19 protein-coding genes are annotated in these 24,476 nt (G+C 69.5%); 9 read left to right on the top strand and 10 right to left on the bottom strand.

Features of this window, described 5'->3' with window-relative positions; all coding sequences use genetic code 11:
- Nucleotides 1–3: 3 nt before the first annotated feature.
- From NGK70_RS07615 to argH, 6 genes are read right to left on the bottom strand one after another with little or no spacing between them, the layout of a single operon-like run.
- Complete coding sequence (locus NGK70_RS07615) at nucleotides 4–342, bottom strand: YkgJ family cysteine cluster protein (protein WP_251972655.1); 339 nt, start codon at nucleotides 340–342, stop codon at nucleotides 4–6.
- 10 nt (nucleotides 343–352) lie between these two features.
- Complete coding sequence (locus tag NGK70_RS07620) at nucleotides 353–1,072, bottom strand: ABC transporter ATP-binding protein (protein WP_251972656.1); 720 nt, start codon at nucleotides 1,070–1,072, stop codon at nucleotides 353–355.
- An 8-nt stretch (nucleotides 1,073–1,080) separates the two neighbouring features.
- Complete coding sequence (locus NGK70_RS07625) at nucleotides 1,081–2,322, bottom strand: ABC transporter permease (protein WP_251972657.1); 1,242 nt, start codon at nucleotides 2,320–2,322, stop codon at nucleotides 1,081–1,083.
- Nucleotides 2,323–2,355: 33 nt separating this feature from the next.
- Nucleotides 2,356–3,624, bottom strand: a complete 1,269-nt coding sequence (locus tag NGK70_RS07630) for an efflux RND transporter periplasmic adaptor subunit (protein ID WP_251972658.1) — start codon at nucleotides 3,622–3,624, stop codon at nucleotides 2,356–2,358.
- A 25-nt stretch (nucleotides 3,625–3,649) separates the two neighbouring features.
- Nucleotides 3,650–5,602, bottom strand: coding sequence for a B12-binding domain-containing radical SAM protein (locus tag NGK70_RS07635; RefSeq protein ID WP_251972659.1), 1,953 nt, complete (start codon nucleotides 5,600–5,602; stop codon nucleotides 3,650–3,652).
- Between the two features lie 9 nt (nucleotides 5,603–5,611).
- Nucleotides 5,612–7,042, bottom strand: a complete 1,431-nt coding sequence (argH, locus tag NGK70_RS07640; protein ID WP_251972660.1) for an argininosuccinate lyase — start codon at nucleotides 7,040–7,042, stop codon at nucleotides 5,612–5,614.
- 26 nt (nucleotides 7,043–7,068) lie between these two features.
- On the opposite strand from argH, the gene NGK70_RS07645 reads away from it, so the two are divergent.
- Nucleotides 7,069–8,163 (top strand): sensor histidine kinase, encoded by a 1,095-nt coding sequence (locus tag NGK70_RS07645; protein WP_251972661.1) that lies wholly within the window; start codon nucleotides 7,069–7,071, stop codon nucleotides 8,161–8,163.
- Nucleotides 8,164–8,202: 39 nt separating this feature from the next.
- Nucleotides 8,203–9,024 carry a LytR/AlgR family response regulator transcription factor gene (locus NGK70_RS07650; protein WP_251972662.1) on the top strand — a complete coding sequence of 274 codons (822 nt, stop codon included), beginning with the start codon at nucleotides 8,203–8,205 and terminating at the stop codon, nucleotides 9,022–9,024.
- A gap of 48 nt (nucleotides 9,025–9,072) precedes the next feature.
- Here NGK70_RS07650 and NGK70_RS07655 read toward each other — a convergent pair whose 3' ends face one another.
- The 3 genes from NGK70_RS07655 to NGK70_RS07665 form a co-directional block, all read right to left on the bottom strand.
- Complete coding sequence (locus NGK70_RS07655) at nucleotides 9,073–10,332, bottom strand: GNAT family N-acetyltransferase (RefSeq protein WP_251972663.1); 1,260 nt, start codon at nucleotides 10,330–10,332, stop codon at nucleotides 9,073–9,075.
- A gap of 218 nt (nucleotides 10,333–10,550) precedes the next feature.
- A complete protein-coding gene (locus NGK70_RS07660) occupies nucleotides 10,551–11,849 on the bottom strand; it encodes a hypothetical protein (RefSeq protein WP_251972664.1) in 1,299 nt (432 codons plus the stop codon).
- A gap of 307 nt (nucleotides 11,850–12,156) precedes the next feature.
- Nucleotides 12,157–12,936, bottom strand: a complete 780-nt coding sequence (locus NGK70_RS07665; protein ID WP_251972665.1) for a spermidine synthase family protein — start codon at nucleotides 12,934–12,936, stop codon at nucleotides 12,157–12,159.
- Nucleotides 12,937–13,319: 383 nt separating this feature from the next.
- On the opposite strand from NGK70_RS07665, the gene NGK70_RS07670 reads away from it, so the two are divergent.
- A complete protein-coding gene (locus NGK70_RS07670) occupies nucleotides 13,320–14,420 on the top strand; it encodes a GNAT family N-acetyltransferase (RefSeq protein WP_251972666.1) in 1,101 nt (366 codons plus the stop codon).
- A 33-nt stretch (nucleotides 14,421–14,453) separates the two neighbouring features.
- Here the strand turns inward: NGK70_RS07670 and NGK70_RS07675 are convergent, their stop codons facing one another.
- Nucleotides 14,454–16,424: a PEP/pyruvate-binding domain-containing protein gene (locus tag NGK70_RS07675; protein WP_251972667.1), complete on the bottom strand. Its 1,971-nt coding sequence runs from the start codon at nucleotides 16,422–16,424 to the stop codon at nucleotides 14,454–14,456.
- A 352-nt stretch (nucleotides 16,425–16,776) separates the two neighbouring features.
- Between NGK70_RS07675 and NGK70_RS07680 the strand changes: the two genes are divergently transcribed.
- From NGK70_RS07680 to NGK70_RS07705, 6 genes are read left to right on the top strand one after another with little or no spacing between them, the layout of a single operon-like run.
- A complete protein-coding gene (locus NGK70_RS07680; RefSeq protein ID WP_251972668.1) occupies nucleotides 16,777–18,261 on the top strand; it encodes a lipopolysaccharide biosynthesis protein in 1,485 nt (494 codons plus the stop codon).
- Between the two features lies 1 nt (nucleotide 18,262).
- Nucleotides 18,263–19,042, top strand: a complete 780-nt coding sequence (locus NGK70_RS07685; protein WP_251972669.1) for a polysaccharide deacetylase family protein — start codon at nucleotides 18,263–18,265, stop codon at nucleotides 19,040–19,042.
- Between the two features lie 10 nt (nucleotides 19,043–19,052).
- Nucleotides 19,053–20,228: a glycosyltransferase family 2 protein gene (locus tag NGK70_RS07690; protein WP_251972670.1), complete on the top strand. Its 1,176-nt coding sequence runs from the start codon at nucleotides 19,053–19,055 to the stop codon at nucleotides 20,226–20,228.
- 20 nt (nucleotides 20,229–20,248) lie between these two features.
- Nucleotides 20,249–21,442 (top strand): glycosyltransferase, encoded by a 1,194-nt coding sequence (locus tag NGK70_RS07695; RefSeq protein WP_251972671.1) that lies wholly within the window; start codon nucleotides 20,249–20,251, stop codon nucleotides 21,440–21,442.
- Nucleotides 21,426–22,619: a glycosyltransferase gene (locus NGK70_RS07700; RefSeq protein WP_251972672.1), complete on the top strand. Its 1,194-nt coding sequence runs from the start codon at nucleotides 21,426–21,428 to the stop codon at nucleotides 22,617–22,619. Before NGK70_RS07695 ends, NGK70_RS07700 begins: the two co-directional genes overlap by 17 nt.
- A gap of 19 nt (nucleotides 22,620–22,638) precedes the next feature.
- Nucleotides 22,639–24,474, top strand: coding sequence for an asparagine synthetase B family protein (locus tag NGK70_RS07705; protein WP_251972673.1), 1,836 nt, complete (start codon nucleotides 22,639–22,641; stop codon nucleotides 24,472–24,474).
- Nucleotides 24,475–24,476: the final 2 nt, after the last annotated feature.

The raw sequence follows: 24,476 nt of genomic DNA on the forward strand, positions 1-24,476 counted from the left end.
CGATCAGCCTAGCGGCGGTAGTCCGTGGCGCAAGCGGGCGCGGCTGCAGGCATCGTCGCCCCGGCCCAGCGGCGCGAGCAGGCCGAACTCCCGGCAGGGCCCGGGCCGCCACTCGTAGATGCCGCAGCCGGCGCGCTGACCCACCGTGCCGGTGAGCGCCGCGCAGCGCGGCGGGGTGTGGTCGGTGCCGCGCAGGCGCGCCAGCGTGTCGCTGAGTTCGACCGCCAGGCCATCGGGCACACAGCCGCCGCGGCTGGCCAGCTCCTCGCAGGAGAAGTCGACGCGAAAGCTCGCGCAGCAGGCACCGCAGCGCAGGCAGGGGTTGTCGGTGGGAGTGCTCATGTCGGTCGACTTACACCGCGTCGCGCGGGGTGGTGGCGCCGTCGCGCTCGATGCGCCCGTCCACCAGCTCGATGACGCGGTCGCAGCGCGCCGCCAGCCGCGGGTCGTGGGTGACGATCAAAAAGGAGGTGTTCAGCTCCGCATGCATGCGCCGCAGCAGGGCGAACACCTCGTCGGACGCATGCCGGTCCAGGTTGCCGGTGGGCTCGTCGGCCAGCACCAGCGGCGGCGACAGCACCAGCGCACGGGCGATGGCGACGCGCTGCTGCATGCCGCCGGAGAGCTCGCCCGGGCGCTTGTGCATCGCCTCGCCCAGGCCCACCGCATCGAGCAGCGCGCGGGCGCGTTCGAGCTGGCTGCGGCCGATGCGGCCCTCGCGCATCAGCACCGGCAGGGTGACGTTCTCCAGCGCCGAGAAGGCCGGCAGCAGGTGGTGGAACTGGAACACGAAGCCCAGCGTCTGGCGGCGCTGGCGGGTCAGCCCGGCGTCGTCCAGCCCCGCCATCTCTTGCCCCTGGATGCGGTAGCTGCCGCTGGTCAGGCGCTCCAGCAGGCCGATGAGGTTGAGCAGCGTGCTCTTGCCCGAGCCGGAGGGACCGATCAGCGCCGCAAACTCGCCCGCCGCCAGCCGCAGCGACACGCCGTGCAGCACCTCGGCCTCGTTGGGCCGGCCGAGGTTGTAGCGCTTGCGCACGTCGGCCAGTTCGATCAGCGGTGAGGTGAGGGACATGGGTGAGGTCACAGCCGGATCGCCTGCGCCGGGTCGAGCGCGGCGGCACGGCGCGCCGGTGCGACCGCCGCCAGGATGCCGCAGACGGTGGCCAGGGCGGCGATGCGCATCGCCATGCCGGGTGCCAGCGCGATCTGGAACAGCGGCTGCCCGTCCGAGCCGCGCACGAAGGTCACGAAGGCCCACACCAGCGCGGCCGCCAGCAGCACGCCCAGCAGCGAGCCGATCGCACCGACGATGGCGCCCTGCAGCAGGAAGACGCGCAGCATCTGCCCCTGCGTGGCACCCATCGCGCGCAGGATGCCGATCTCGCGCTGCTTCTGCACGACAGACACCACCAGCACGCTGGCGATGCCCAGCACGACCACGACCATCACCACGCCGCGGATCAGCCCGGTGCTGACCGACTGCGCATTCAGCGCCGACACCAGCTGGGCGTTGGCCTGCTGCCAGCTCTCCACCTTCAGCGGCAGTTCACGCTGCAGCCGGTCGGCCAGGTCCTGCGCGGACCAGACGTCGGCCAGCGCCAGCTCCAGCACGGTGGCGCCACCGGGCAGGCCGAGCAGGCTCTGCGCCGCGCGCAGCGGCACGAGGACGGTGCGCCGGTTCAGGTCCCGCACGCCCAGGTCGACCAGCGCGGTGACGCGCACCGAATCGCTGATGCTGCCCGCGGAACCGTTGCCCGTGGTCAATGCCACCCGGTCGCCGATGCGCACGCCCAGGTCATCGGCCAGCTCGCGCCCGAGGATGGCCTCGCCCGGCCCCAGCCGCGCCTCGCCGGCCACCACCTTGCTGCGCAGGCCGATGATGCGGTCATAGCGGTCCAGGTCGACGCCCATCAGCGCGATCGATTTCGCCGCCTCGCTGCGCAGCGCCAGCGCGGCGCCGGACACCATCGGCGACACGGCGCTCACCTCCGGCCGCGCCTCCAGCAGCGGCACCAGGGCCTGCCAGTTGCCGATCGAGCGCAGGCGCTGGGCGCGCGGCTGGGTCATCGTCAGCGTGGCTCCTCCCGAGGCCGGAGTGCGCGCCGGGCTGACTTCGTCGTCGGGCGCCTTCAGCGTCACGTGGGCCTGCGCCCCCAGCGTCTTGGCCAGGGTGTTGGCTTGCAGGCCGCTGATGAGTGCTGAGATGTAGGCCACCACCGCGACGCCGGCCGCCACGCCGACGATGATCAGCAGCGTCTGCATGCGCCCCTCGCGCAGGAAGCGCAGGGCAACGCGGCGTTCAAAACCCAGCCAGTCGAGCATCAGGGGCAATCGAGGGAATGGGGGCGGGGCGGCTCAGCGGCCCATCGCGTTGGTCAGCGTGGCGCCGGCATCGTCGGCCTTGGCGCGGCGGGTCACGGTGGCGAGCGGGGCCACGTCGGCGCGCACGCGCGAGCCGGGCGGCGGCGCTGCGCCGGTGAGCAGCACGTCGCCGGCCGACAGGCCGGACAGCACCTCGGCGGCGTCCAGCGTGCGCAGGCCCAGCCGCACCGTGACGGCCTCGACGCGGCCGTCCCGCACCCGCCAGACGGTGGCGCTGCCGTCCGCGGCGCTGCGCAGGGCGGCGATCGGCAGCACCAGGGCGCGCTCGCGCCGGGCGGTGTCGACCTCGACCGACAGCGTCATGTCCTCGCGCAGGAAGGCCGGCACCGGCGCGTCCACGGCAAAGCGCACCTCGACCGCGCCGCGCTGGGCATCGACCAGCGGCGCGATGCTGCGCACCCGGGCCGTGAAGCGCTGGCCAGGGAAGGCGTCGGCCAGCACCGCGGCGCCCTGGCCGACCTGCAGTTGCTCCAGGTAGCGCTCGTCCACCTGGGCGAGCAGCTCGGTCGGCCCGTCCAAGGCGAGCGCCAGCAGCGCACGGCCGGGCTGCACGATCTGGCCGGGCTCGACCAGCCGGTCCAGCACCTGGGCGGCGGCAGGGGCGGTGACGGTGGTCTGCGCCAGCCGAGCGCGGGCGGACTGGGTGGCCGCCTGGGCCAGGGCCAGCTGCGCCTGCGCCTGCGCCACGTCGCTGCCCTGGTCGCCGATGGCCGTGGCCTGGGCGCGGGCGCTGTCGCGCTGGGCCTGTGCCACCGAGACGGCGCGCTGGGCATCGTCCAGCTTCGCCGGGCTGAGGAAGCCCTGCGCGATCAGATCCTGGCTGCGTTTCAGCTCGGCCTGCGCCGCCAGCAGCACCGATTCGGCCTGGGCGACCCCCGCCTGCGCGGCGCTGCGGCCGGTGCTGCGCAGGCCGGCCAGCCGCGCGGCGGCCTGCTGCTCGCCGGCCTGCGCCTGCGCCAGCGCGGCACGCAGCTCGTCATTTTCCAGTTGCAGCAGCCGCTCGCCAGGCCGAACGCGCTCGCCCTCGCGGACCTTGACCTCGACGACGCGGCCGGTGAGCGTGCTGCCCAGTTCGACGCGCGACAGCGCCGCCACCCGGGCCGAGAACTGCAGCGTGCGCAGCAGGGGCGCCGGTTGCAGCTGCACGGCGGTGGCGGCCGGGGCGCGCAGTTGCCAGAAGGCCACGCCACCCGCCAGCGCGGCGGCAGCGACGAGCAGGGCAATCAGCGATCGGCGGGTCATGCGGCCATTCTTGCACTGGCCTGGCTCAGTCCCGGCTGGCCAGGGCCTTGGCGATGCGTTGGCGCCCGACCTTCGCCTTGGGCACGGGGACGTCGAACCAGGTGCGCACGTCCTCCTCCAGCCCGATGCCGTGCATGAAGTTGTAGACCGCCTTCTTCAACCCGACGCCCAGCGCGTCGTGGTCGACGCCGGTGGGGTCGATGAAGCCGATGTCGTTCTTCGCAAAGGTCACCGGCGGCAGCGGTTTCAGCGTGATGCCGTACTTGTCCGGCTCCAGCCCGACGGGCGAGTGCACCGTGCAGGCGAAGCGGTGGAAGAAGCCGGACTGGATGCAGCCCGCGGCGAAGAGCTGGCGCACGTACTCCAGCGCGTCCACCGTGTCCTGCACCGTCTGGGTCGGGAAGCCGTACATCAGGTAGGCGTGCACCAGGATGCCGGCCTCGGAGAAGGCCCGGGTCACGCGCGCCACCTGCTCCACCGTGACGCCCTTGGCCATCAGCGCCAGCAGCCGGTCGGAGGCCACCTCCAGCCCGCCGGACACCGCGATGCAGCCGCTGGCGGCGAGCTGCTCGCACAGCGCCGGGGTGAAGGTCTTCTCGAAGCGGATGTTGCCCCACCAGGAAATCGGCGGGCGACCGAGCTCGCCGCGGCGGATCAGCTCGGCCGACAGCGCCTTCAGCGCCTTGGGCGGCGCGGCTTCATCGACGAAGTGGAAGCCCGTCTGGCCGGTTTCGTCGACGATGGCCTCGATGCGGTCGGCCAGCAGCTCGGCCGAGGCGCCCTCGTAGCGGCCGATGTAGTCCAGGCTGACGTCGCAGAAGCTGCACTTCTTCCAGTAGCAGCCCTGCGCGACGGTGAGCTTGTTCCAGCGCCCGTCGCTCCAGAGCCGGTGCATCGGGTTGAGCAGGTCGAGCAGCGAGAGGTAGCGCGCGAGCGGCAGGCCGTCCCAGGTGGGCGTGCCGACCTCGGCGAAGGCAATGTCTGGCTCGGCCAGGTTGATGTATCGAACCGCGCCCGCCGATGGGCCGTCGGCCTCGCGCCGGAAGGTGCGCACCAGCCGGCTCGGGCCGCGCTCGCCGCGCAGGTGCTCCAGCAGCGCCAGCAGCGGGCGCTCGCCAGCGTCCAGCGTGACGTAGTCGAAGAAGTCGAACACCCGCGGCTCGGCCAGCTCGCGCAGCTCGGTGTTGACGAAGCCGCCGCCCAGCACGGTGACGATCACCGGATCCTGGGCCTTGATGGCCTGGGCGATGCGAAAGGCCGCGTAGACCGAGCCGGGGAAGGGCACCGACAGCAGCACGACGCTCGGCCGGTGGCGCGCCAGCGCCTCGAGCGTGAGCGCGCGCAGCAGGTCGTCGACCAGCGTCGGCGGCGCGGCGAGGGCCATCGCCAGCGGCTCGAAGGTCGGCTGGCTCATCGCCAGCGATTCGGCGTAGCGCACGAACTCGAAGCGGGGGTCCACCGCCTCGCGCAGCACGTCGGCCAGATCGTTGAGGTAGAGCGTGGCGTAGTGGCGGGCGCGGTCGTGGGTACCCAGCGCGCCGAAGGCCCAGGCCATCGGGTCGCCGCCGCCGTCGTCGCCAGCCCCGTCGCCCGTGGCGTCGGCGTAGGCGTGGAGCGCGTCGAAGCGCGGGCCCTCGGGCAGCAGGTCGCGCGCGACGATGCGGTGCATCAGCGTCGAGTCGCGCCCCTGCAGGAAGGCGATCACCGGTCCGATCGTGCGGCGGTACGCGGCGAAGTGCTCGAGAAAGCCCGCCAGCCGCGGCGAGCGCTGCGCCAGCGGCAGCGCCTCGGCGCGCGCGCGCACCGCATCCAGGCCGGCGGGCGTGAACAGCCGCAGGATCAGCGCCAGTGCCAGGTCCTCCTGCACCGCGTCGACGCCGCGCGCGCGCAGGAAGCCGGTGAGGTAGGCGGTCGACGGGTAGGGCGTGTTCAGCTGCGTCATCGGCGGGATGACGCTGAGCACGCGTTGCGGGTTCATGTCAGCTGGTCACTGCAACCGCGCCAGGTGCCGGGCGATCTGCGCGCGCACCTGCACTGGCGCGGTGCCACCCAGCGTGTTGCGCGCGTTCAACGAGCCGGCCAGGGTCAGCGCCTCGCTGACGTCGGCGGTGATGCGCGCGTCGTAGCCCTGCAGCGTGGCCAGCGGCAGCTCGGCCAAGTCCTTGCCCAGCGCGATGGCGTCCTTGACCGCGTGGGCCACCACCTCGTGCGCGTCGCGGAAGGGCAGGCCCTTCTTGACCAGGTAGTCGGCCAGGTCGGTGGCGGTGGCGTAGCCCTTGAGCGCGGCGCGCTCCATCGCGTCGGCCTTGACGGTCAGGCCGCCGGAGCGTGAACCGTCGGCCGCCACCTCGCCGCCGATCATCTCGGCCATGATGCGCAGCGTGTCCTTGACCGTGTCGACGGTGTCGAACAGCGGTTCCTTGTCTTCCTGGTTGTCCTTGTTGTAGGCCAGCGGCTGGCCCTTCATCAGGGTGATCAGGCCCATCAGGTGGCCGACCACGCGGCCGGACTTGCCGCGGGCGAGCTCGGCCACGTCGGGGTTACGCTTCTGCGGCATGATCGACGAGCCGGTGCAGTAGCGGTCGCTGAGGTTGATGAAGCCGAAGTTCTGGCTCATCCAGACCACGATCTCCTCGGCCAGGCGCGAGACGTGGATCATCACCAGCGACGCGAAGCTGGTGAACTCGATGGCGAAGTCGCGGTCGCTCACCGCGTCCAGGCTGTTCTGGCACACGCCCTCAAAGCCCAGCGTGCGGGCCACGCGCTCGCGGTCCAGCGGGTAGCTGGTGCCGGCCAGCGCGGCCGCGCCCAGCGGCAGGCGGTTGACGCGCCGGCGCAGGTCGGCCAGGCGCTCGGTGTCGCGGGCGAACATCTCGACGTAGGCCAGCAGGTGGTGGGCAAAGCTCACCGGCTGCGCGACCTGCAGGTGCGTGAAGCCGGGCAGGATGACGTCCACGTTCTGCTCGGCCACGGCCACCAGGGAGCGCTGCATGTCGGTCAGCAGCAGGGCGATCTGGTCGATCTCTGCGCGCAGCCACAGGCGTACGTCGGTGGCGACCTGGTCGTTGCGCGATCGGCCGGTGTGCAGGCGCTTGCCGGCGTCGCCCACCAGCGTGGTCAGGCGCGCCTCGATGTTCAGGTGCACGTCTTCCAGGTCCAGCTTCCACTCGAAGCTGCCGGCCTCGATCTCGCTGCGGATTTGCGTCATGCCGCGCTCGATGTCGGCCAGGTCCTGCGTGCTGATGATGCCCTGGGCGGCCAGCATGGCGGCGTGGGCGAGCGAGCCCTCGATGTCGGCCTGCCAGAGGCGCTTGTCGAAGAACACGCTGGCCGTGTAGCGCTTGACCAGTTCGCTCATCGGCTCGGAGAACAGGGCGGACCAGGCTTGCGCCTTCTTGTCGAGTTGGTGGGTGCTCATAATCACTTGGATTGTAGAGAGAGCCCATGCCCGAGCCGACGCGCGCGCCTTCTTCCACCCCCCCTTTGCCCCCGCCCGCCCTGCTGCGCGGCGGGCCGCTGGCCGAGGTCTGCCAGGGCGGCGTGGTATTGCGCACGCTGTTGTTCGTGCATGGCGTGGTGGCACTGGGGCTGCTGTGGCGCAGCGCGGACCTGGCCGACTGGAGCCTGCGCCTGTCGCTCGCGGTGCTGCCGGTGCTGCCGGCCACGCTGCTGTGGCTGGCCGGGCTGTGCGCCGGGCAACCGCGCATGCTGGGCTGGAGTGAGCCGCGACGCTGGTTCGCGCTGGGGGCGTGGGGTGCGCTCTGCGCGCTCGGTGGGGGGCTGATCGCCCGGGCACTGGATGCCTGGCTGGGCTGGGGGGCGGCGGCCGACACGGTGGCCGCAGCGTCCTTTCCGGGGGCGCTGGCCTGGCCGGCCTGCGGTGCGGCCCTGGCGCTGGCGGTGGGCCACTGGCTGGCGCAGCGCGAGCGCCAGCGCGTGCCTGCGGCGACCCAGGCCAGGCTGGCTGAGCTGCAGTCGCGCATCCGGCCGCACTTCCTCTTCAACGCCCTCAACAGCGCGATCGCATTGGTGCAGGTCGACCCCGAGCGCGCCGAGGGCGTGCTGGAGGACCTGGCCGAGTTGTTCCGCGCCGCGCTGGTCAGCGGTGGCGACCAGGTCAGCCTGGGGCAGGAGATTGAGCTGGCGCGGCGCTACCTGGCGATCGAGCAGGTGCGCTTTGGCGCGCGGCTGCGGGTGCAGTGGGTGCTGGAGCCGGCGGCGGAGAGCGCCAGCGTGCCCTCGCTGCTGCTGCAGCCGCTGGTCGAGAACGCGGTGCGCCACGGCGTGGAGCCGTCACCCGACGGCGGCGAGCTGATCATCCGCACCCAGGTGCACCGCGGCCAGGCACTGGTGTCGATCACCAACACCGTGTCGGGTGGGCCGGCGCGCGAGGGCGGGCACGGCATCGCGCTGCGCAACGTGCGTGAGCGCCTGGCCCTGCTGCACGATGTGACGATGCGCTTCGAGGCCGGGTTGGTCGAGGGCGGGCGCTACCGGGTGCGCATCGCCGTGCCGCTGGTGGCGCAGCGATCGGGCTGATGCGGGTGCTGGCGCAGGTGCGGTCAGGAGGAGAGCGGGATGGCGTTGCGGGTGTTGATCGTTGACGATGAAGAGCTGGCGCGGCTGCGGCTGCGCACGCTGCTGGCCGATTGCGTCAGCCCGTCGGTGCAGGTGGCCGGCGAGGCGGGCAGTGCCGCGGCGGCGCTGCAATGGCTGGCCACGCAGCGCGCCGATGTGCTGCTGCTCGACATCCACATGCCGGGGCTGGACGGGCTGCAACTGGCGCAGCGCCTGCGCGGTCTGCCGCGCCGGCCGGCGCTGATCTTCGTCACCGCGCACCCGGAACACGCGCTGGCGGCCTTCGAGGTGCAGGCGATCGACTACCTGACCAAGCCGGTGCGGCGTGCCCGCCTGCAGGAGGCGCTGGAGCGGGCCGCACACTGGCTGCAGCAGGAGTCGTTGGCGCCTCCCTCGGGCTTTGGCGGGATGGGCGCGGCGCTGCCGGGCGCATCGGCGGCGTCCGGCGGCGTGATCATCGTGCACGACCGGGGCGAGCGGGTGCGGGTACCGCTGGCGGAACTGCTCTACCTGCGGGCCGAGGCCAAGTATGTCTGCCTGCGCACGGCGCAGCGCAGTTACCTGATCGACGAGCCGCTGTCGGAACTGGAGCAGCGCCTGGACGGTGGTTTCGTGCGGGTGCACCGAAATGCGTTGGTGGCGGTCTCGGCGGTGCGTGCACTGGAGCGGCACCCGGTGGCCGATGCCCCGGCGACCGGGTTCGATGGCGATGCCTCTGCCGATGCGGTGGGCTGGGCGGTGCAGATCGCCTTCACCGACGAATGGCTGGCCGTCTCGCGCCGCCAGCTGCGCCAGGTGCGTGCGGCGCTCGAGGCGCACTGAACTGGCAGGATCGGCACGCGAGCGGCGCTGGCCGCAGGCGAGCTGCGATCAGGCGTCGCCAGCTCCCGGGGCGGGCGCGGTGGCTGCAGGTGCAGCACTAGCCGCCTTGCGGGCCTGCCAGTGACTGCGGGCGGTCTTGGCGACACGGCTCAGCCTGTACAGCGCCTGGTGGTACCAGGGCAGCTTGAGCGCGTGCAGGCGGTAGGTACGCCGCTCGATCGGGTACCAGGAGGCCAGGGCCCGCCGGTTCGCCAGCGGCTCATCCATGCCCAGGGCGTCGGACTCGTCGCAGGGCCCGCCGAAGAGCTGCTGCACCGCCAGCATGCGCAGGTAGGTGCCGGGCGAGTACTTGTTGAACTCGGGGTCGTAGGTCCAGTGGCGCTCGAACATGACCGAGCCCTGGCGCATGCGCACCAGCCCGGCGATGTCCTTGCCCCCTGAGCGCAGCAGCCACACCGACGCCTGCTGCGTAGCGGCCAGCTGGGGCAACAGCGCGCGCAAGAAGTCCTGCTCGCGCGGATCGGCCCAGAGCTCCACCTTGGCCTCGGCCTTCCAGCTGCGCGCCTCGATGGCGAGGTAGCGGTTGCAGGCCGCCTCGATCTGTTGCGGGTCGTCGATGATGTCGAGCTGCAGGTCCGGGCAGGCCTCCTTCAGCTGGCGCTCGGCACGGCGGAAGCTCTGGCGTGTCTGGCTGGAACGGGCCTTGAAGTAGTTGTCCCAGCTGCCCTCGATCGGCAGGATGCCTGAGTAGGTGATGGGGTTGACCGTCGGTGTGAGTCCCTCCCGGCGCAACCCTTCCAACGTCTGCGGATTCAGCGCCAACGAGCCCTCATCGATCTCTCGGATGTCGATGATCTCCCAGTCGCGCCGGTGCGCCAGCAACTGCTCGAACGCAGCCTGCCACACCTTGTCTGCGCCGATGGTGTGCAGCACGCCGGGACGGTCGCCAGCCAGGGTGGACAGGTGCGAGACGATGCGCACCGGCAGTCCCAGGTAGCGCACGCGCGACACCAACAGCGGCAGCAGCCCCACCAACAGGCCACGCTGTCGCATCACCACGAACCAGGCCTGGTCGGTCGGCTCGGCCAGGAACTTCCAGGAGGTCTCGACGAACCCCGGCGTGATGAAGATGCTGGGCCGCTCCATGCGGGTGACCGCGTCCGACCATTCGGCACGCAGGGTCTCGAAGTGCTGTGCTCCCTGAAGCAGCGACACCTCGTACGGACCAGTGGCGGACGAGGTGGCGCAGGTGTTCATCGGGAGGGGGCACACCGCAGAGGCGGCGGGGATTGCGTGAGTGGTGGGCATCTGAGCAGCTGCGCGTGTCCGGGCGGCGAAAGCCGCGGAAGGACCGGACGACACGGCCTGTCACATTATTGGCCCTAACCTTAAGCGTGGCTTTAGCACGCGTGCCCGAGTGCGGGGTCGGCGTGCAGGCGTACGCGTGCATTCTTGGAAAATGCCCCGGCTCATGGTGTGCCTTGGCATGGCCGGCGGGCCGAGAGGGCGGTGTCCGGTATGGGCCGTCAACCTTCCAGCGAAGCCAGCAGCTGCTGCACATGATCGCCATTGCACCGCCGATACAGGTCCTCGACCGAGATGGTCGAGTCCTGGAAACGGTCCAGCGCGGCATGCACACCCGCCAATTCGGTCTTGCAGAACGGGAAGAGCGTTTCTGCCGAGCCGCGGAGGATGCGTGCGGCGCTGCGGCGCACCTCCTGCTCAGGCACCTGGCCGGCCTCCAGGCCGCTGCCGTCGGGGTTCAACAGGCCGCGTGCCAACAACTGCTGCCGCACCCTCGGCTCATCGTGCTCATCCATCAGGGCAACGAGCACGCGGATCATGTTGTTCATCACGGTGCGTCCCTCGGCACCGCGGGCCAGTGGCACGGTGAAGTGCGAGAGCGCATCCTCGACCCACTCGCGCTCTTGTCGAGAGCAGAGCTGCGGATGGTCCTGCAGAAGCATCAGGGCCTGGGAGCACAGCGCCTGGTGGAGCTTGATCAGCAACTCCAGCCTGGAAGACGCGTAGACATAGGCGTAGAAGCCATCCCAGTCGTCAACACTGTTGTAGACCCGCAGGGCCTCGGGTGATTTCAGCTCGCCCTTGAAGGAGCCGTTCCAGGCGACGTCCGCAAACTGGATGATGAGTTTCTTGCTGCCGGCGCAGCCACGGGTTCCATCGCCGGAAATCAGCGAGCGCGAGCTGTCTGCCAGTGCGTACAACTCCTCGGCGCCCTTCGGCTCCGGATCCAGCGGGATCAGGCTGCCCATTTCCATGAGCGCTCGCACGACCATGAAGGGGCCGACGCCGAGTGTGAAAAACGCGGTTTCCAGTGGCGGCAGCGACCCGCTCTCGATGCGGCGCTCCTTGCGGCGCGCGTGGAAAGCCGTGAGTGCTGCGCCCATCTTCGAGAAGACGTAACTCTGCAGCAGGTTGAAACGCTCGTCCGTCAGGCCGCGGCGCTGGATATAGTTATTGCGCAGCAACGTGGCCAATTGAATGGCATTCTGCAGTTCGGCCAGCACATGGCGGGACGCGGTGATATTCGTGAGCAGGCCGTGGCGTGTCCCTTCGAACTTGCAGGTGCGGAATTCAGTGTCGACCACGACCTTGTAACGTTCGGGGGCCGTGTTGGCCTCGCCAATCTGCCTGCCCTCCGTCGAGAAGAACGAGGAGATACCCAACCACACGTCATGGTCAAACTCCATGTTGGGGCGGTGGTATGGAGGGGGGCTGATGGCTGAATAAGCCTTGACCGCAATCGGGTTGATCTTGGGCGAGTAGTAGGCCGACTTGATCATCGACTTGACCGGGTTCCCCATGGCTCGGTGCTCCTTGACGGTGGATGTTGCGCAACTGTAGTCGGTGTGAACCGGGCGCCCTGACGACGCTTTGGTGGGCACGCCCGCATGGCCCGGCATTGGGCCAAGTCAGTGTGTGCCTGTTCACAGGCGAGGCCGCGATGATGGATGAGTCAAATGATGACTCTTGTGACAAATCGCAAAAGGTGGCCGCTTTCACGGGTCGGCGAAGGGGGCTGCGAGGCTGTCAGCGTGCTGGCCGGCGAGTCAAGTTGCCCGTTGTCGGACGGGCCTCAGGATCCCGCAGGGCCTCGAAGGGCTCCGTTGTTCAGTGGGCGACGGGGCGTGTCAGGCGCGCATACACCATGCGGTTGAACCACCACCTTTGGCCGACGTCCCGCGTGGAAATCTCCAGCCCCAGGGCACGCGCGTGCTCGCAGAATGCCGAGATTCTCTGTGGGTCCATCCGTTTGTCGACCACAGGGCCGTTGAATACGAGGCCGCCCCCTGGAGCCAGCAGGGCCACCAGGCGTGCCAGTTGCGCGCGGGCCAGGCCGGCATCGTTCATCGTCGGCAGGCACATCGCATCCTCGACGATCAGGTCAAAGCGTTGGTCGGTAGCGCCCATCTGGGTGGTGATGGCCACCTCATCGCCCGTGAGGATGTGGATGTGGGGCAGGTCGTCGATCCCGAAGTACCGTCGGGCGACATCAACGATCACCGGGTCGAGTTCGAGCACAGTGATCGTTGCGGGCTGGAGTTCGCGGGTCAGTACCTTCAGCCCGGTTCCGCCGCCCAGTCCGCACATGAGGACGCGGGGGTGAGGCGCCAATTCAAAGGGGACGCGGTGCAGGTGCCCCCAGTATTCGCGATACAGCTCGGTTTCGCCGCCGCTCGTCATGCCAAAGGAATGGCAGCGACCGTCGAGCAGCAGCCGCCGCTCCCGGCCCAGATCCACCACCTTGACCTCGCCGTTGTAGTTGGATGAGGCCGTATATCGGGTTTGGTGGCGATGCATGATCCTGCGCAGATGGCGGATTTGCCGGTTGGGCGATGCGATATACCGCTGCACCGTGGATATCAGGCGGGTGGCCTTCTGCAATATCATGGTTCCTCATCCTCGCGGTTCTGGTTCTGCCTGCGTGCAGCGGTTTTGTGGTGAATCCTGTCTTCATCACCGTCGGCCCGGGCATGGCGAGGTTGGAGACAGGCCGATGCTTCGGCAGGTCAATGAATTTTGCATATCACGGATGAAATTGCAAGTGCGGGCCGCACGGCGGCGCCAGCCTCTGTGACGCGGGATCGTTTCCCATGCGGGATGTCTCCCCCTTGAATAAGGGGTTTTTGCTGCGGGATGTGCACTAAGTAGCGTTGCGTAACGAAACTGACCTTTGGTGCGGATGTTTTCAGTGGCCCGGATGGCACCATTTCGGCTGTGCCACCTGCTGCGGGGCAGGTGAAGAAACATCTATCGAAGGCGGATAACCATCCATGTCAACCCCTCAATTGAGCATCCTCGTCCCGACTCGGCCTGCAGAGATCGAGTCGCTGCGAGCTGAGTGGAACCAGTTGGCGCAGCGCCATCGCAGTCCGACCCACCGCATCGAGTGGGCACAGGCCTGCATGGACACGCTGTGGCACCCGGAAAGCGGGGCGCTGAGGCTCTACCTGGTGCGGCGGGAGGGGCGGCTGACGGCGCTGGCGATCATGCGCATGCGCAGGGAGTGGGGGTCGGTGTACTTCGAGGACCTGGGGACGCGGGAGATGCAGGAGCCCACGGACCTGCTGTACGAAACGCGTGAAGATCTCGCTTTTCTGCTCGATGGCATGCTGGGTCAGGGCTGGCCCTTCGTGCTGTGCCGTCTGCCGGGGGAGTCGCTGGTTCCCGAGGTGTTGGCCGAGCGACTGCGGGGGCGGGGCAAGATGCGGGTCATCGAGGGGCGCAACTACCCCTACGTCCCGCTGGAGCAGTTTCCCGAGGCCGAGCTCAACAGCGGGCGCAAGTCAGACCTGCGCCGCATGCGGCGCCGTGCCGAACAGCGCGGCCCCGTCCGTGTCGAGTTGGGATGCCCGCCGGTGCATGAGGTGCAAGGTCTGCTGGACCTGGCTGTCGAGATCGAGGCGGCGAGCTGGAAACTGGGTACGCCGCATGCGCTGAAGCTGAACAAGAAGACCCTGGGTTTCCTGCGCAACCTGCTGCCCAGGGCGGCAGAGTCCGGCACCCTGCGCATGGCGTTCATGTACATCGGGGATCAGCCGGTGGCGATGCAGATCGCGATTGCCTGTGGCGGTGGCTACTGGCTGCTGAAGATCGGCTACGACGCTTCGCTGGGCTCGATGGCGCCCGGCCAGTTGCTGATGCAAGACACCATCAAGGCCAGCGTGGACGCAGGGCTGCGGTCGTATGAGTTGTGGGGACATGCGGCCGAGTGGACGCGCATGTGGACGTCCCACGAGATGGCCAGCCACTGCGTGGAGGCCTATCCGCTGGGGCTGCGCAGTGCACGCCGGATCGCCGCCATGGCGGTGCGCAAGATCTCTGCGCGCGCCAGGGCAGCGATGTCCGGCGGCAAGGCCGAGGCGCCCACCTGACGGCGGTGCCCGCGGCGGTCCTCGCCGTGGGTGTCAGGCGCGCAGGCGCTCGGCGATGCGCCGGGGGCTGATCAGGTAGGTCAGTTTGCGCACGCGGCGCATCAGGCGCTCGCCGGCCGACTCCTCCAGCTTGGTGCGGGCGCGGTCCAGGCTGTAGACGATGGTGTAGGGCCGGGCCTGCACGATCACGAAGCGGCCGTCTTCGACCAGCACAAACTCCACATCCATCGCGTTGGCGCTGCCGGCATGTTCCGGCAGCAAAACGTCGTGGATACGCATCAGCTGTTCGGTCAGCGCCATGACCTGACGCTCCGTCAGGATGCTGCGACCCTGCGTCAACGAGCTGCGGCTGAGTTGGTCGATGACGTACTGGTCCAGGGGTGCCAGGATGAGGTACTGCTCGGGCAACTCGTTGCCGACGGCGCCGGTGACGGTGGTGCCTGCCACCTGCACGTTGATGAAGGCCGAGCGGCCGCTGCCCGGCTTGAACGGGTTGCCGGTGATGGCCACGCCGGTGGCCACGGCCTGCTCGACGAAGGGCTGCACGAGCACCCCCATCGCGACCGCGCGGTGGTCGATGCGGTACCACTCTCTCTCTTCGTAGGCGCGCTGCAGCCAGACGCTGGCCCAGACGAAGCGCAGGGCATCGGCGATCTGTGCCTGCGTGGGCGAGGGCGGCACGGCGATGCTCTCGTACAGGCCGGCGCCATTGAAGCCCGCCAGGTCCTCGGCGTTGGTGCTGCTGCGCAGGATGAAGCGGCCTGTGCTGCCGAGGGCGCGCAGCTTGCCGTCGATGGCGGCGAGCAAGGATGGATCCACCGGGTGCGACGAGATCCGCTCGCGCAGCTGCTTGAGCCGGCCGGCCCGCACGGTGGCGCTGGTCGCGAACTCCGGATCGGCCAGCATCGCGTCGATCTCGCCATCGATTCCGGCCGATCGCAGGTGCTGGACGTAGGTCGAGAAGGGCAGTGCGAAGCCGCCAGGGGTCTCGATGCCCTCCACGCGGCTCAGGTCACCGAGCTGGGCCGACTTGGCGCCGACGCAGCGCACGGCGTCCTTCGGCAGCGCGTCGATGTTGAAGAGCTCGCTGGTATCGAGTTCCCGTTCCGGGACGAAGGTGGCCTCCGGGCGCATGCGTGCCCAGGCCGCTTCGGCGTCGGGCAGGGTGGCGCGCTCGACGGCGTAGTCCTGGCCTGCCACCGTCAGCTTCACCAGTTCTCCCTCCAGCCCGGTGAACAGGGCCCGGTCTGCCGCGCCGCGCAGGGCCATGTCAGGTGTGTTGCGGTTGCGGCTGAGCACCGCGACGTGGGCCAGCGGGGCCTGCAGCTCACTGGTGACCAGCGCCGCCACCGGCGGGATCTCGTCGGGGACGTGGTCGATCACGACGACGTCGTAGGGGCGCACCGAGGACACGTCCAGCCGGCCGCGCACGATGCGCAGGTAGCCGTAGGCCTCGCCGACGACCACGGGCTGGTACTCGATCGACGCATTGATCGCGTCGCGCGACAGCACCGGGACTTTGCCGTCGAACGCTTCGGCGATCTCGATCTGGCTCGGCGACGATGGTCGGAACCGCAGGTCCGAGGTCAGCGCAACGCGCGCAGCGATGAGCTGGTGCAGCCTGGCGATCTGGGGGCCCTTCATCGAGTCGCCACAGGTCAGCTCCAGGGTCCAGTGGTCGCCGTCGAGGTAGTGCAGGATCGACCCCAGCAGGTAGCGCCTGTCGTCGTGGTCGTATTCGTGGATCAGGAAGTGGTCGTGGACCGTCAGCGGGTTGATGTGCCTCAGGACGAACTCGTAGTGGGTTTCCCACTTCTTGGAATTGAAAAAATAGATGCGATCGCCCTGGTGCTGGTCGATCACGAACTTGGCCGACTCGGTTCGCGCGGTCGTGTTGTAGCCGTGCCGCACGGAAATCGCATGCCAATGCGAGGGCGTGTCGATGCGGTCGATGTGGTCGACGTTGGCTTGGCGGGAGAGGGAGAGGGAGAGGAATCCGAGCATCGGCGTAGGCGAGGCAGCAAGGGGCACTCGCGAGCAAAAGGAAGGGCCAGGGGCCGGGGCGACATGCGCCATCGTCGCCGCAGCGACCTCGCCCAGTGTACGGAGGCTCGGGAGGGGTCTTGCGCAAGATGCAACACGCCGGGCCGGCGGTTTGTGCAGTTTCCACGACAGGTCGGGCTGTCATGCGGAGACTCCCCCAATCGAGTGGGGTATGCGACCGGAGTTCGTGCAGGAATGGCCTCGCGGGGGCCGCCGTCAACGGTGCCGGGCCACAACCCGGTTAGCATCGAAAGCTGTGCTGCAATGCCGCAGCCGATCCGCCCTGCCCTTTTTGAACCACCCCGAACGCTGCGTGACTCTGCTGTCTTCCTTCGCCCGGCACACCCGGAACTACTCGTTGGCGAGTTCCCTGGTGATGGTCGCGGGGCTGGTCTCGTTTCCCATCCTCACGCGCTTGCTGCCGTTGGCTGATTATGGGGTGATGAGTCTGGTGTCGTCGTCGCTGGGGTTCGCAGTGGCCTTGGGCAAGCTGGGCATGCAGCATGCGGCGCTGCGGTTTTACAGCGAAGTGCGCGCCGGCAAGCATCCGGGGGTGGACCTGCGCCAGTTCGCCGCGACGGTCATCTACGGCATGGGCCTGCTGGGCCTGGTGGCCTGCGCTCTGTGGCTGCTGGCTGCCTGGCTGCTGCCAGCCGGCCTCTGGGACGATCCCCGCATGCCCTGGCTGATGACGATGACTGCGGTGCTGGTGCCGCTGCGGGTGATCGACAGCGCCGTCGGCAACCTGCTGCGCGCGCAGGAGCAAAGCGGCCTGCTGGCGATCATGGGGGTGCTCAAGCGCTACGTGAGCCTGGCAGCGATCCTGGGCGCCGTGATCCTGATCGCGCCGACGGTCTGGAGTTTCTTCGGAGCCACGGTGGTGCTGGAGATCGTGGCAGTCGTCGCGATGTTGTGGTGGGTGTTTCGCACCGATTGGCCGCGCTGGCGCGAGCGCTCCCCTGTCCTGTTCCGGGCCATGGTGGTCTTCGCCGTGCCGATGACGGGGTTCGAGCTGTCGTCGCTGGTGATGCAGATGGGCGACCGCTACGTGCTGCAGGCCATGCTGGGGGCCGAGGCGGTGGGGCTGTATTCGGCGGCCTACAACCTGTCCGACTACATCAAGCTGGCGCTGTTCACGGCGATGAGCTCCGCGGCCCTGCCCATGTGTGTGCGCCTGGCCGAGAGCGAGGGAACGGCGGCGGTGGAGGCCTTCCTGGTGACCTTCACCCGCACCTTCCTGCTGATCGGCCTGGGCGTGGTCGCCGCGATGGCCGCGGTGGGCGGGGACCTGATGGCCGTGCTGGCCTCGGCCAAGTACCAGCCCGCGGCCGTGGTGATCCCCTGGGTGATGCTGGGGATGATGTTCGAGGCCTACATCGTCATCGCCGGTGTCGGCCTGTACCTGCGCAAGCGTTCCATCGTCACGATGGGCATGGTCGCCGGTGGCGCCGTGCTGAACGTCGTGCTCAACCTGCTGCTGGTGCCCCGCCTGGGCATCCAGGGTTCGGGCGTGGCCAACCTGTGCAGTTATGCGGCCGTGGTGGCCATTGCCCTGCTGGCGACGCGGCGTACGCTGCGTCCGCCGCCCTTCGCCCTGGGTTTCCTGAAGTTCGGCCTGATGGCCGTGGCGGCCTATCTGGTCGCCAACCAGGTGCACGCCAACTGGGCTGTGGTGTCGCTGCTGCTGCGCGGTTCTGTGGCCGTGCTGGTGTATGCCGCGCTGGCCCTGCTGCTGGACCAGCGCGCACGGCAGCTGCTGGGCCAAAGTTGGGCGAAACTCAAGGTAAGGAGGAAGTGAGTTGGCGACCCACACCGTGCTGATGTACCACGCCATCCCCGATGATGCGCGTGCCGAGGCGGGCGTCGATCCGCACTACAGCGTGCTGCGCAGCCAGTTTGCCGCCCACTTGCAGCTGATCGCCGAGTGCGGTGCGCGAGCGGCCAGCGTGCGGGCGATGCTCGACAACCCGACAGGCAGCCGCCTGGTCGGCGTGACCTTTGACGACGGCCACCGATCCAACCACACCGCCGCCGCGATGCTGCGCGACGCGGGGGGCTCGGCCGACTTCTTCGTCAACCCGTCCACCGTCGGTACCGGCCACTTCTGCAGCTGGGCGCAGCTGCGCGAGATGGCCGGCTGGGGCATGTCGATCCAGTCGCACGGCCAGAACCACCGCTTCCTGAACGATCTGCGCCCGGACGAGGTGGAGATGGAGCTGGCGCGCTCGAAGGAGATCATCGAGCAGGAGCTGGGCCGGGCCGTGACGCTGTTCGCGCCTCCAGGAGGCAGGCAGTCGCCGGATCTCGAGGCGGTGGCCCGCCGGCTGGGCTACGAGCGCATCTGCTCCTCGCGTGTCGGCCTGTGGGGCGATGGTGCCGGTGGCCCGTTGGAGGTGCCGCGCCTGGCGGTGCTGATGCAGACCGGGCTGCCGCAGCTGCGCCGCTGGGTCACGCAGGCGCCGTTGGAGATGGTCTGGCAGCGCGGGCGCTACAACGCGCTGCGCCAGGCCAAGCGCCTGCTCGGCAACGGCGCCTATGTGCGCCTGCGTGGCGCGCTGTTGCGCGACGCGGCGCGTTGAGGACGTTGCCATGAGCTGGGCCCACATCCTGTTCTGGTCCGCGCTGGTGGTGCTGGTGTACACCTACGCCGGCTATCCGCTCTGGCTGGCCCTGCGTGCCCGCCTGGCGCCGCGACCGCCGCAGCGCCGCGAGGGCTACCGGCCGCGCGTGGCCATCCTGGTGGTGGTGCACAACGAGGCGGCGCGCATCGCCGCCAAGATCGACTCCTGCCTGGCGCAGGACTACCCGGCCGACCGCCTGCGTGTGCTGGTGGTGTCCGACGGCTCGACCGACCGCACCGCCGACGTGGTGGCCGGCTATGCCGACCGCCGCGTCAGCTGGCTGCCCTGTGCGCAGCGGCGCGGCAAGGCCGCCTGCCTGAACGACGGCGTGGCCGCCTGCGACGACGAGGTGATCGTCTTCACCGACGCGCGCCAGCGCCTGTCCGCCGATGCGGTGTCGCGCCTGGTGGCGGTGCTGAGCGATCCGGCCTACGGCGCCGTGTCCGGCGAGCTGGTGTTCGTCAAGGACGAGGCCAGTGCCTTCGGCGAGGGCGTGGACGCCTACTGGCGCTACGAGAAGTTCATCCGCCGCCACGAGGCGCTGGTGGGTTCGGTGGTGGGCGTCACGGGCGCGCTCTACGCGCTGCGCCGCGAGTGCTTCCGCCCGATCCCGTCGCACACGATCCTGGATGACGTGGCCATCCCGATGCAGGTGGTGATGCAGGGCCGGCGCGTGGGCTTCGAGCCCGGTGCGATCGCCTTCGACCGCCCGGCGCAGGACGTGTCGCAGGAGCGCTCGCGCAAGGTGCGCACGCTGGCGGGCAACTTCCAGCTGCTGCAGCTCTTCCCGGCGCTGATGCTGCCCTGGCGCAACCCGCTGTTTGGCGCGCTGATGTCGCACAAGCTGTTGCGGCTGGCCGCGCCCTGGGCGATGCTGGCCTGCCTGCTGGCCAATGCGGCACTGGTAGCCTCGGGCAGCCTGTTCTTCCAGGGGATCTGGGTGCTGCACTTCGGCCTGTACGTGCTGGGCCTGCTCGGCGCGGTGCCGGGGCTGGCCGACCGGGTCAAGCTGGTGCGCATCGCCCACGCCTTCCTGGTGCTGAACTGGTTTGCGGTGCTGGCGCTGCGTGAGTTTCTCGTCAACCGGCAGGCGCACCTGTGGAAGGTCAATACGATCTCGGCCGGTCCGGGTTCGACGTCCTGAGAGAGAGGCAGAGGTCGACGATGCGCGTGGTCTATTTCGTTTCGCTGTTTCCCTGCTGGTCCGAGACCTTCATCGTCCGCGAGATCCTGGCGCTGATGCGCCGTGGCGTGGAGGTGCGCATCGTCTCGCTCAAGCCGCCCAGCGAGACCCTGGTGCAGTCCGACGCCAAGGGCCTGCTGGACCGGGTGATCTACCCGGTGTCCGGCGGCCTGAACGCCTGGCGCGTGCTGAAGGCCTGCCTGGCGCATCCGCTGCGCGAGCTGGGCACGCTGATCGAGTTGGCGCGCCACCTGGGCGGACGGCCCGAGTCCTTCGCCAAGTCCCTGATCGTCTGGTGGCGCACCCTGGGCCTGGCCGACGAGGTGCGTGCCTTTGCGCCACAGCACCTGCACGCGCACTGGGCGACGTACCCGTCCACCTCCGCGATGTGGATGTCGCAGCGCCTGGGCCTGCCGTTCTCCTTCACCTCGCACGCGCACGACATCTTCCTGGAAGACCAGCTGATCGGCCCCAAGCTGGCGCGCTCGCGCTTCGCGGTGACGATCTCGGACTTCAACCGCCGCTTCCTGGCGCGCGAGCGGGGCCACCAGGCCGCGCTGCAGATGAAGATCGTGCACTGTGGCGTGGCGCCGCAGTCCTTTGTCTTCAAGCCCGAGGGCCGCGAACCGCGCCTGGTGATGGCGGTCGGCCGGCTCGACGAAATCAAGGGCTTCATCTACCTGGTCGAGGCCTGCGGCCTGCTGAAGCAGCGCGGCGTGGACTTTCGCTGCGAGGTGATCGGCGAGGGCCCGTTGCGTGGCCAGCTGGAGGCGGCGATCGATCGCTTGGGCCTGAAGGAGCAGGTGGTCCTGCTCGGTGCGCGCCAGCAGGAAGAGGTGCGCGCGCTGCTCAACCGCGCCACGATGTTCGTGCTGCCCTCGGTGGTCACGCCCACGGGCGACCGCGACGGCATCCCGGTGGCGCTGATGGAGGCCATGTCCGTTGGCCTGCCGGTGGTGTCCACCCAGGTGTCGGGCATCCCGGAGCTGGTCATCGACGGCGACACCGGCTTGACGGCACCCGAGCGCGACGCGGCCACGCTGGCGCAGCGCATCGAGCAGCTGCTGGCCGACTCCGAGCTGCGGCAGCGGCTGGCGCAGCGCGCGCGCGCGCTGGTCGAGGCGCAGTTCGACATCGACATAGAGGCGGGCAAGCTCCATGACGCACTTGCCTGAACCTGTCCTGGCCGGTGCGGCGGCCATCCGGTCGCCGCTGCGCGTGCTGATCGTCACCGACGAGATGGAAGTCGGCGGCACGCAGCGGCAGATCGTCCATCTGGCGCGTGGCCTGCATCGGCGTGGCCACCAGGTGACGGTGCTGTTCTTCCGTGAACGCTCCTTCCTGGTCGACGAGCTGGAGCGTGAGGGCGTGGCCTGCGTGCAAGTGCCCAAGCGTGGCCGGATCGACCCCGGCTTCGTGCTGCGCCTGGGGGCCGAGGTCCGGCGCCTGAAGCCGGACGTCATCCACGGGTTCGCCTTTTCCGGCGAGCTCTGGAGTGCGGTGGCCCACCTGCAGCAGCCGGGCGGGGCGCGTGCGCCGGTGCTGGTCAGCTCGGTGCGTGGCCTGTACGAGTGGTACCGGCCCTGGCAGTGGCGCCTCAAGCGCTGGGTGGCCGGCCGCAGCGCGCATGTGGTGTCCAACTCCCGAGAGGCGGCGCTCTACGCCTGCCGGCAGATGGGCCTGCCCGACCACGCCATCGACGTGATCTACAACGGCGCCGAGGTGCCTGAAACGGCCATGCTGGCGCATGCCCGCCCGGCCATGCGCGCTGCCCTGGGCCTGGCGCCCGAGCAGGTGGCCGTGCTCTTCGTCGGTCGCCTGGTGGCACTGAAGAATGTGCCCGTGCTCCTGCGGGCGCTGCGGCAGTTGCTGGACCGTGGCGTCGAGGCGCGCGTGCTGCTGGCCGGCGACGGCCCTGAGCGTGCAGCGATCGAGCAGGTGGTGCAGCAGCTCGACCTGGAGGCCCATGTGCAGCTGCTCGGCCAGCGCGACGACGTGCCCGGCCTGATGGCTGCAGCCGATGTGGTGGTGCTGCCTTCGCTGCGCGAGGGGCTGTCCAACGTCGTCCTCGAAGGCATGATGAGCGGCCGCGCCGTGGTGGCCTCGCGCGTGGGCGGCACGCCGGAGCTGATCGACGACGGCGTCAGCGGCTGGCTGTTCGAATCCGATGATGCCCACGCCCTGGCCGATGCGCTGCATCGCCTGGTGACCGACGAAAGCGCCCGCCACCGGCTGGGCGAACAGGCCCGCGAGCGGGCCGTGGCCCGCTTCGGCATCCCGGCCATGGTGCAGGCCTACGAAGAACTCTACGGTGCAGCGGTGCGTGATCGCCGCAGTACCGGCTCCCATTGAGAACCTGGAAAGACGACCGATGTCAGCTCCCCTCGGCGATTTTGTGTTGATGATGTCCACCACCGGCACGCCCGAGGCGCCCCGGCTGGACGATGTGGCGCGCTGGCCCCAATGGCGCGGCGCGCCCGCCCAGGTGCAGCGCCGCGACCTGGCACCCGGCCTGCGGCTGTGGACGCGGGGCGCCTTCACGCTGCGCGACGAGGGGGGGGTCGGCGGTCTGGGCCTGCTGATCACGCCGTCGACACCGGGCTGCACGCAGCGTCCCGAAGAGGTGCTGGCGGGCTGGGTCGCCGGGCGCCACAGCGGCGAGCAGGCCCTGCGCGGGCGCTACGTCTTCCTCCTCTGGGACGGCCCGGCGCAGCGCCTGGTGACCTACACCGATGCCTTCCGCACCCACCCGGTCTACCACCTGCGCGTGGGCGGCACGGTGGTGATCGCCAGCGACCTGCGTCTGGCGCTGGCCGCGGGCGTGATGGAGCCGCGGGTCAACCTCTCGTCGGTCTACCACTACCTGAACTTCTCCTACATCCCGGCGCCGCACAGCGCGATCCACGGGGTGAACAAGCTGCCCGCCGGCAGCCTGCTCGATGCCGGGCCGGCGCGCGAGTCGATCCGCCGCTACTGGGATGCGGTCTATCCGGCCGACAACCGCGCAGCCGAGGACGATCGCGTCAACCAGCTGCACGACACCATCGTGCAGACCGTGCAGCGCTACCGCCCGCAGGGCGGCACGGGCGCCTGGGGCACCTTCCTCAGTGGCGGCACCGACAGCTCCAGCATCTCCGGCATCCTCGGGCGCCAGGTGGCGGGCGAGAAGGTCGCCAGCTACTCGATCGGTTTTGCCGAGGAGGGCTACGACGAGCTGGGCTACTCGCAGATCGCGTCGCGCTACTTCGGGCTGGATCCGCACGAGCGCCGCGTCGGCGAGGACGAGGCGGTCGCGGCCATCGGCGAGCTGGTGCAGGCCTTCGACGAGCCCTTCGGCAATTCCTCGGCGATCCCGACCTACTACTGCGCCGACCTGGCCGCCGCCGATGGCCGCGGCCTGCTGGTGGCCGGCGACGGTGGCGACGAGATCTATGGTGGCAACGAGCGCTACCTCAAGGACCGGATCTTCGAGATGTTCCACACCGCCCCGGCCGTCGTGCGTGGGCTGGGACATGGCCTGGCCGGCCTGCTCAAGGGCAGCGATGCCCGCCTGGCCAACCGGGTGAAGAACTTCGTCTACCGCGGCTCGCTGCCCAACCCGGACCGCTTCTACAGCGACGACTCCTTCGCCTCCGACTGCTACGAGGAGCTGCTCAGCCCGGACTTCCGCCAGGCGGTGGGCATCAACGAGTCGCTGCAGGTGCAACGCGACATCTACGCCCAGGCGCAGGCCGACTGCACCATCCACCGCTTGATGTACCTGGACCTGAAGATGACGATCGCCGACAACGACGTCACCAAGGTGGTGCGCGCGGCCAAGCGCGCCGGTGTCGCGCCGGTGTTTCCCTATCTGGACCAGGACCTGGTCGACTTCACCGGCCACCTGCCTGGCAGCGACAAGGTCAACGGCACTGCCAAGCGCTACCTGTTCAAGAAGGCGGCGGTGCGGTTGCTGCCTGAGGAGATCATCAAGAAGAAGAAGCAGGGCTTCGGCCTGCCGGTGAGCGTGTGGCTGCGCCGCAAGGGGCCGATGCATGACCTGGTGGCCGACGTGCTGCTGTCCGACCGCGCGGCGGCGCGGGGCTACTTCAACCGCGAGCACATCCAGCACCTGTGGCGCCGCCACGAGCGGGGCGCCTGGGACCATGCTTCCGAGTTGTACATGCTGCTGATGCTGGAACTCTGGCACCGTGCCTTGGTGGACTGAAC

The organism is Sphaerotilus microaerophilus, from assembly GCF_023734135.1.
In the GTDB taxonomy this organism is placed as follows: domain Bacteria; phylum Pseudomonadota; class Gammaproteobacteria; order Burkholderiales; family Burkholderiaceae_C; genus Sphaerotilus; species Sphaerotilus microaerophilus.

What these genes read in the sequence shown, in the direction of transcription:
- NGK70_RS07615 (WP_251972655.1), bottom strand. Translation starts at nt 342, where the DNA reads ATGAGCACTCCCACCGACAACCCCTGCCTGCGCTGCGGTGCCTGCTGC.
- NGK70_RS07620 (WP_251972656.1), bottom strand. Translation starts at nt 1,072, where the DNA reads ATGTCCCTCACCTCACCGCTGATCGAACTGGCCGACGTGCGCAAGCGC.
- NGK70_RS07625 (WP_251972657.1), bottom strand. Translation starts at nt 2,322, where the DNA reads ATGCTCGACTGGCTGGGTTTTGAACGCCGCGTTGCCCTGCGCTTCCTG.
- NGK70_RS07630 (WP_251972658.1), bottom strand. Translation starts at nt 3,624, where the DNA reads ATGACCCGCCGATCGCTGATTGCCCTGCTCGTCGCTGCCGCCGCGCTG.
- NGK70_RS07635 (WP_251972659.1), bottom strand. Translation starts at nt 5,602, where the DNA reads ATGAACCCGCAACGCGTGCTCAGCGTCATCCCGCCGATGACGCAGCTG.
- argH (WP_251972660.1), bottom strand. Translation starts at nt 7,042, where the DNA reads ATGAGCACCCACCAACTCGACAAGAAGGCGCAAGCCTGGTCCGCCCTG.
- NGK70_RS07645 (WP_251972661.1), top strand. Translation starts at nt 7,069, where the DNA reads ATGCCCGAGCCGACGCGCGCGCCTTCTTCCACCCCCCCTTTGCCCCCG.
- NGK70_RS07650 (WP_251972662.1), top strand. Translation starts at nt 8,203, where the DNA reads ATGGCGTTGCGGGTGTTGATCGTTGACGATGAAGAGCTGGCGCGGCTG.
- NGK70_RS07655 (WP_251972663.1), bottom strand. Translation starts at nt 10,332, where the DNA reads ATGCCCACCACTCACGCAATCCCCGCCGCCTCTGCGGTGTGCCCCCTC.
- NGK70_RS07660 (WP_251972664.1), bottom strand. Translation starts at nt 11,849, where the DNA reads ATGGGGAACCCGGTCAAGTCGATGATCAAGTCGGCCTACTACTCGCCC.
- NGK70_RS07665 (WP_251972665.1), bottom strand. Translation starts at nt 12,936, where the DNA reads ATGATATTGCAGAAGGCCACCCGCCTGATATCCACGGTGCAGCGGTAT.
- NGK70_RS07670 (WP_251972666.1), top strand. Translation starts at nt 13,320, where the DNA reads ATGTCAACCCCTCAATTGAGCATCCTCGTCCCGACTCGGCCTGCAGAG.
- NGK70_RS07675 (WP_251972667.1), bottom strand. Translation starts at nt 16,424, where the DNA reads ATGCTCGGATTCCTCTCCCTCTCCCTCTCCCGCCAAGCCAACGTCGAC.
- NGK70_RS07690 (WP_251972670.1), top strand. Translation starts at nt 19,053, where the DNA reads ATGAGCTGGGCCCACATCCTGTTCTGGTCCGCGCTGGTGGTGCTGGTG.
- NGK70_RS07695 (WP_251972671.1), top strand. Translation starts at nt 20,249, where the DNA reads ATGCGCGTGGTCTATTTCGTTTCGCTGTTTCCCTGCTGGTCCGAGACC.
- NGK70_RS07700 (WP_251972672.1), top strand. Translation starts at nt 21,426, where the DNA reads ATGACGCACTTGCCTGAACCTGTCCTGGCCGGTGCGGCGGCCATCCGG.
- NGK70_RS07705 (WP_251972673.1), top strand. Translation starts at nt 22,639, where the DNA reads ATGTCAGCTCCCCTCGGCGATTTTGTGTTGATGATGTCCACCACCGGC.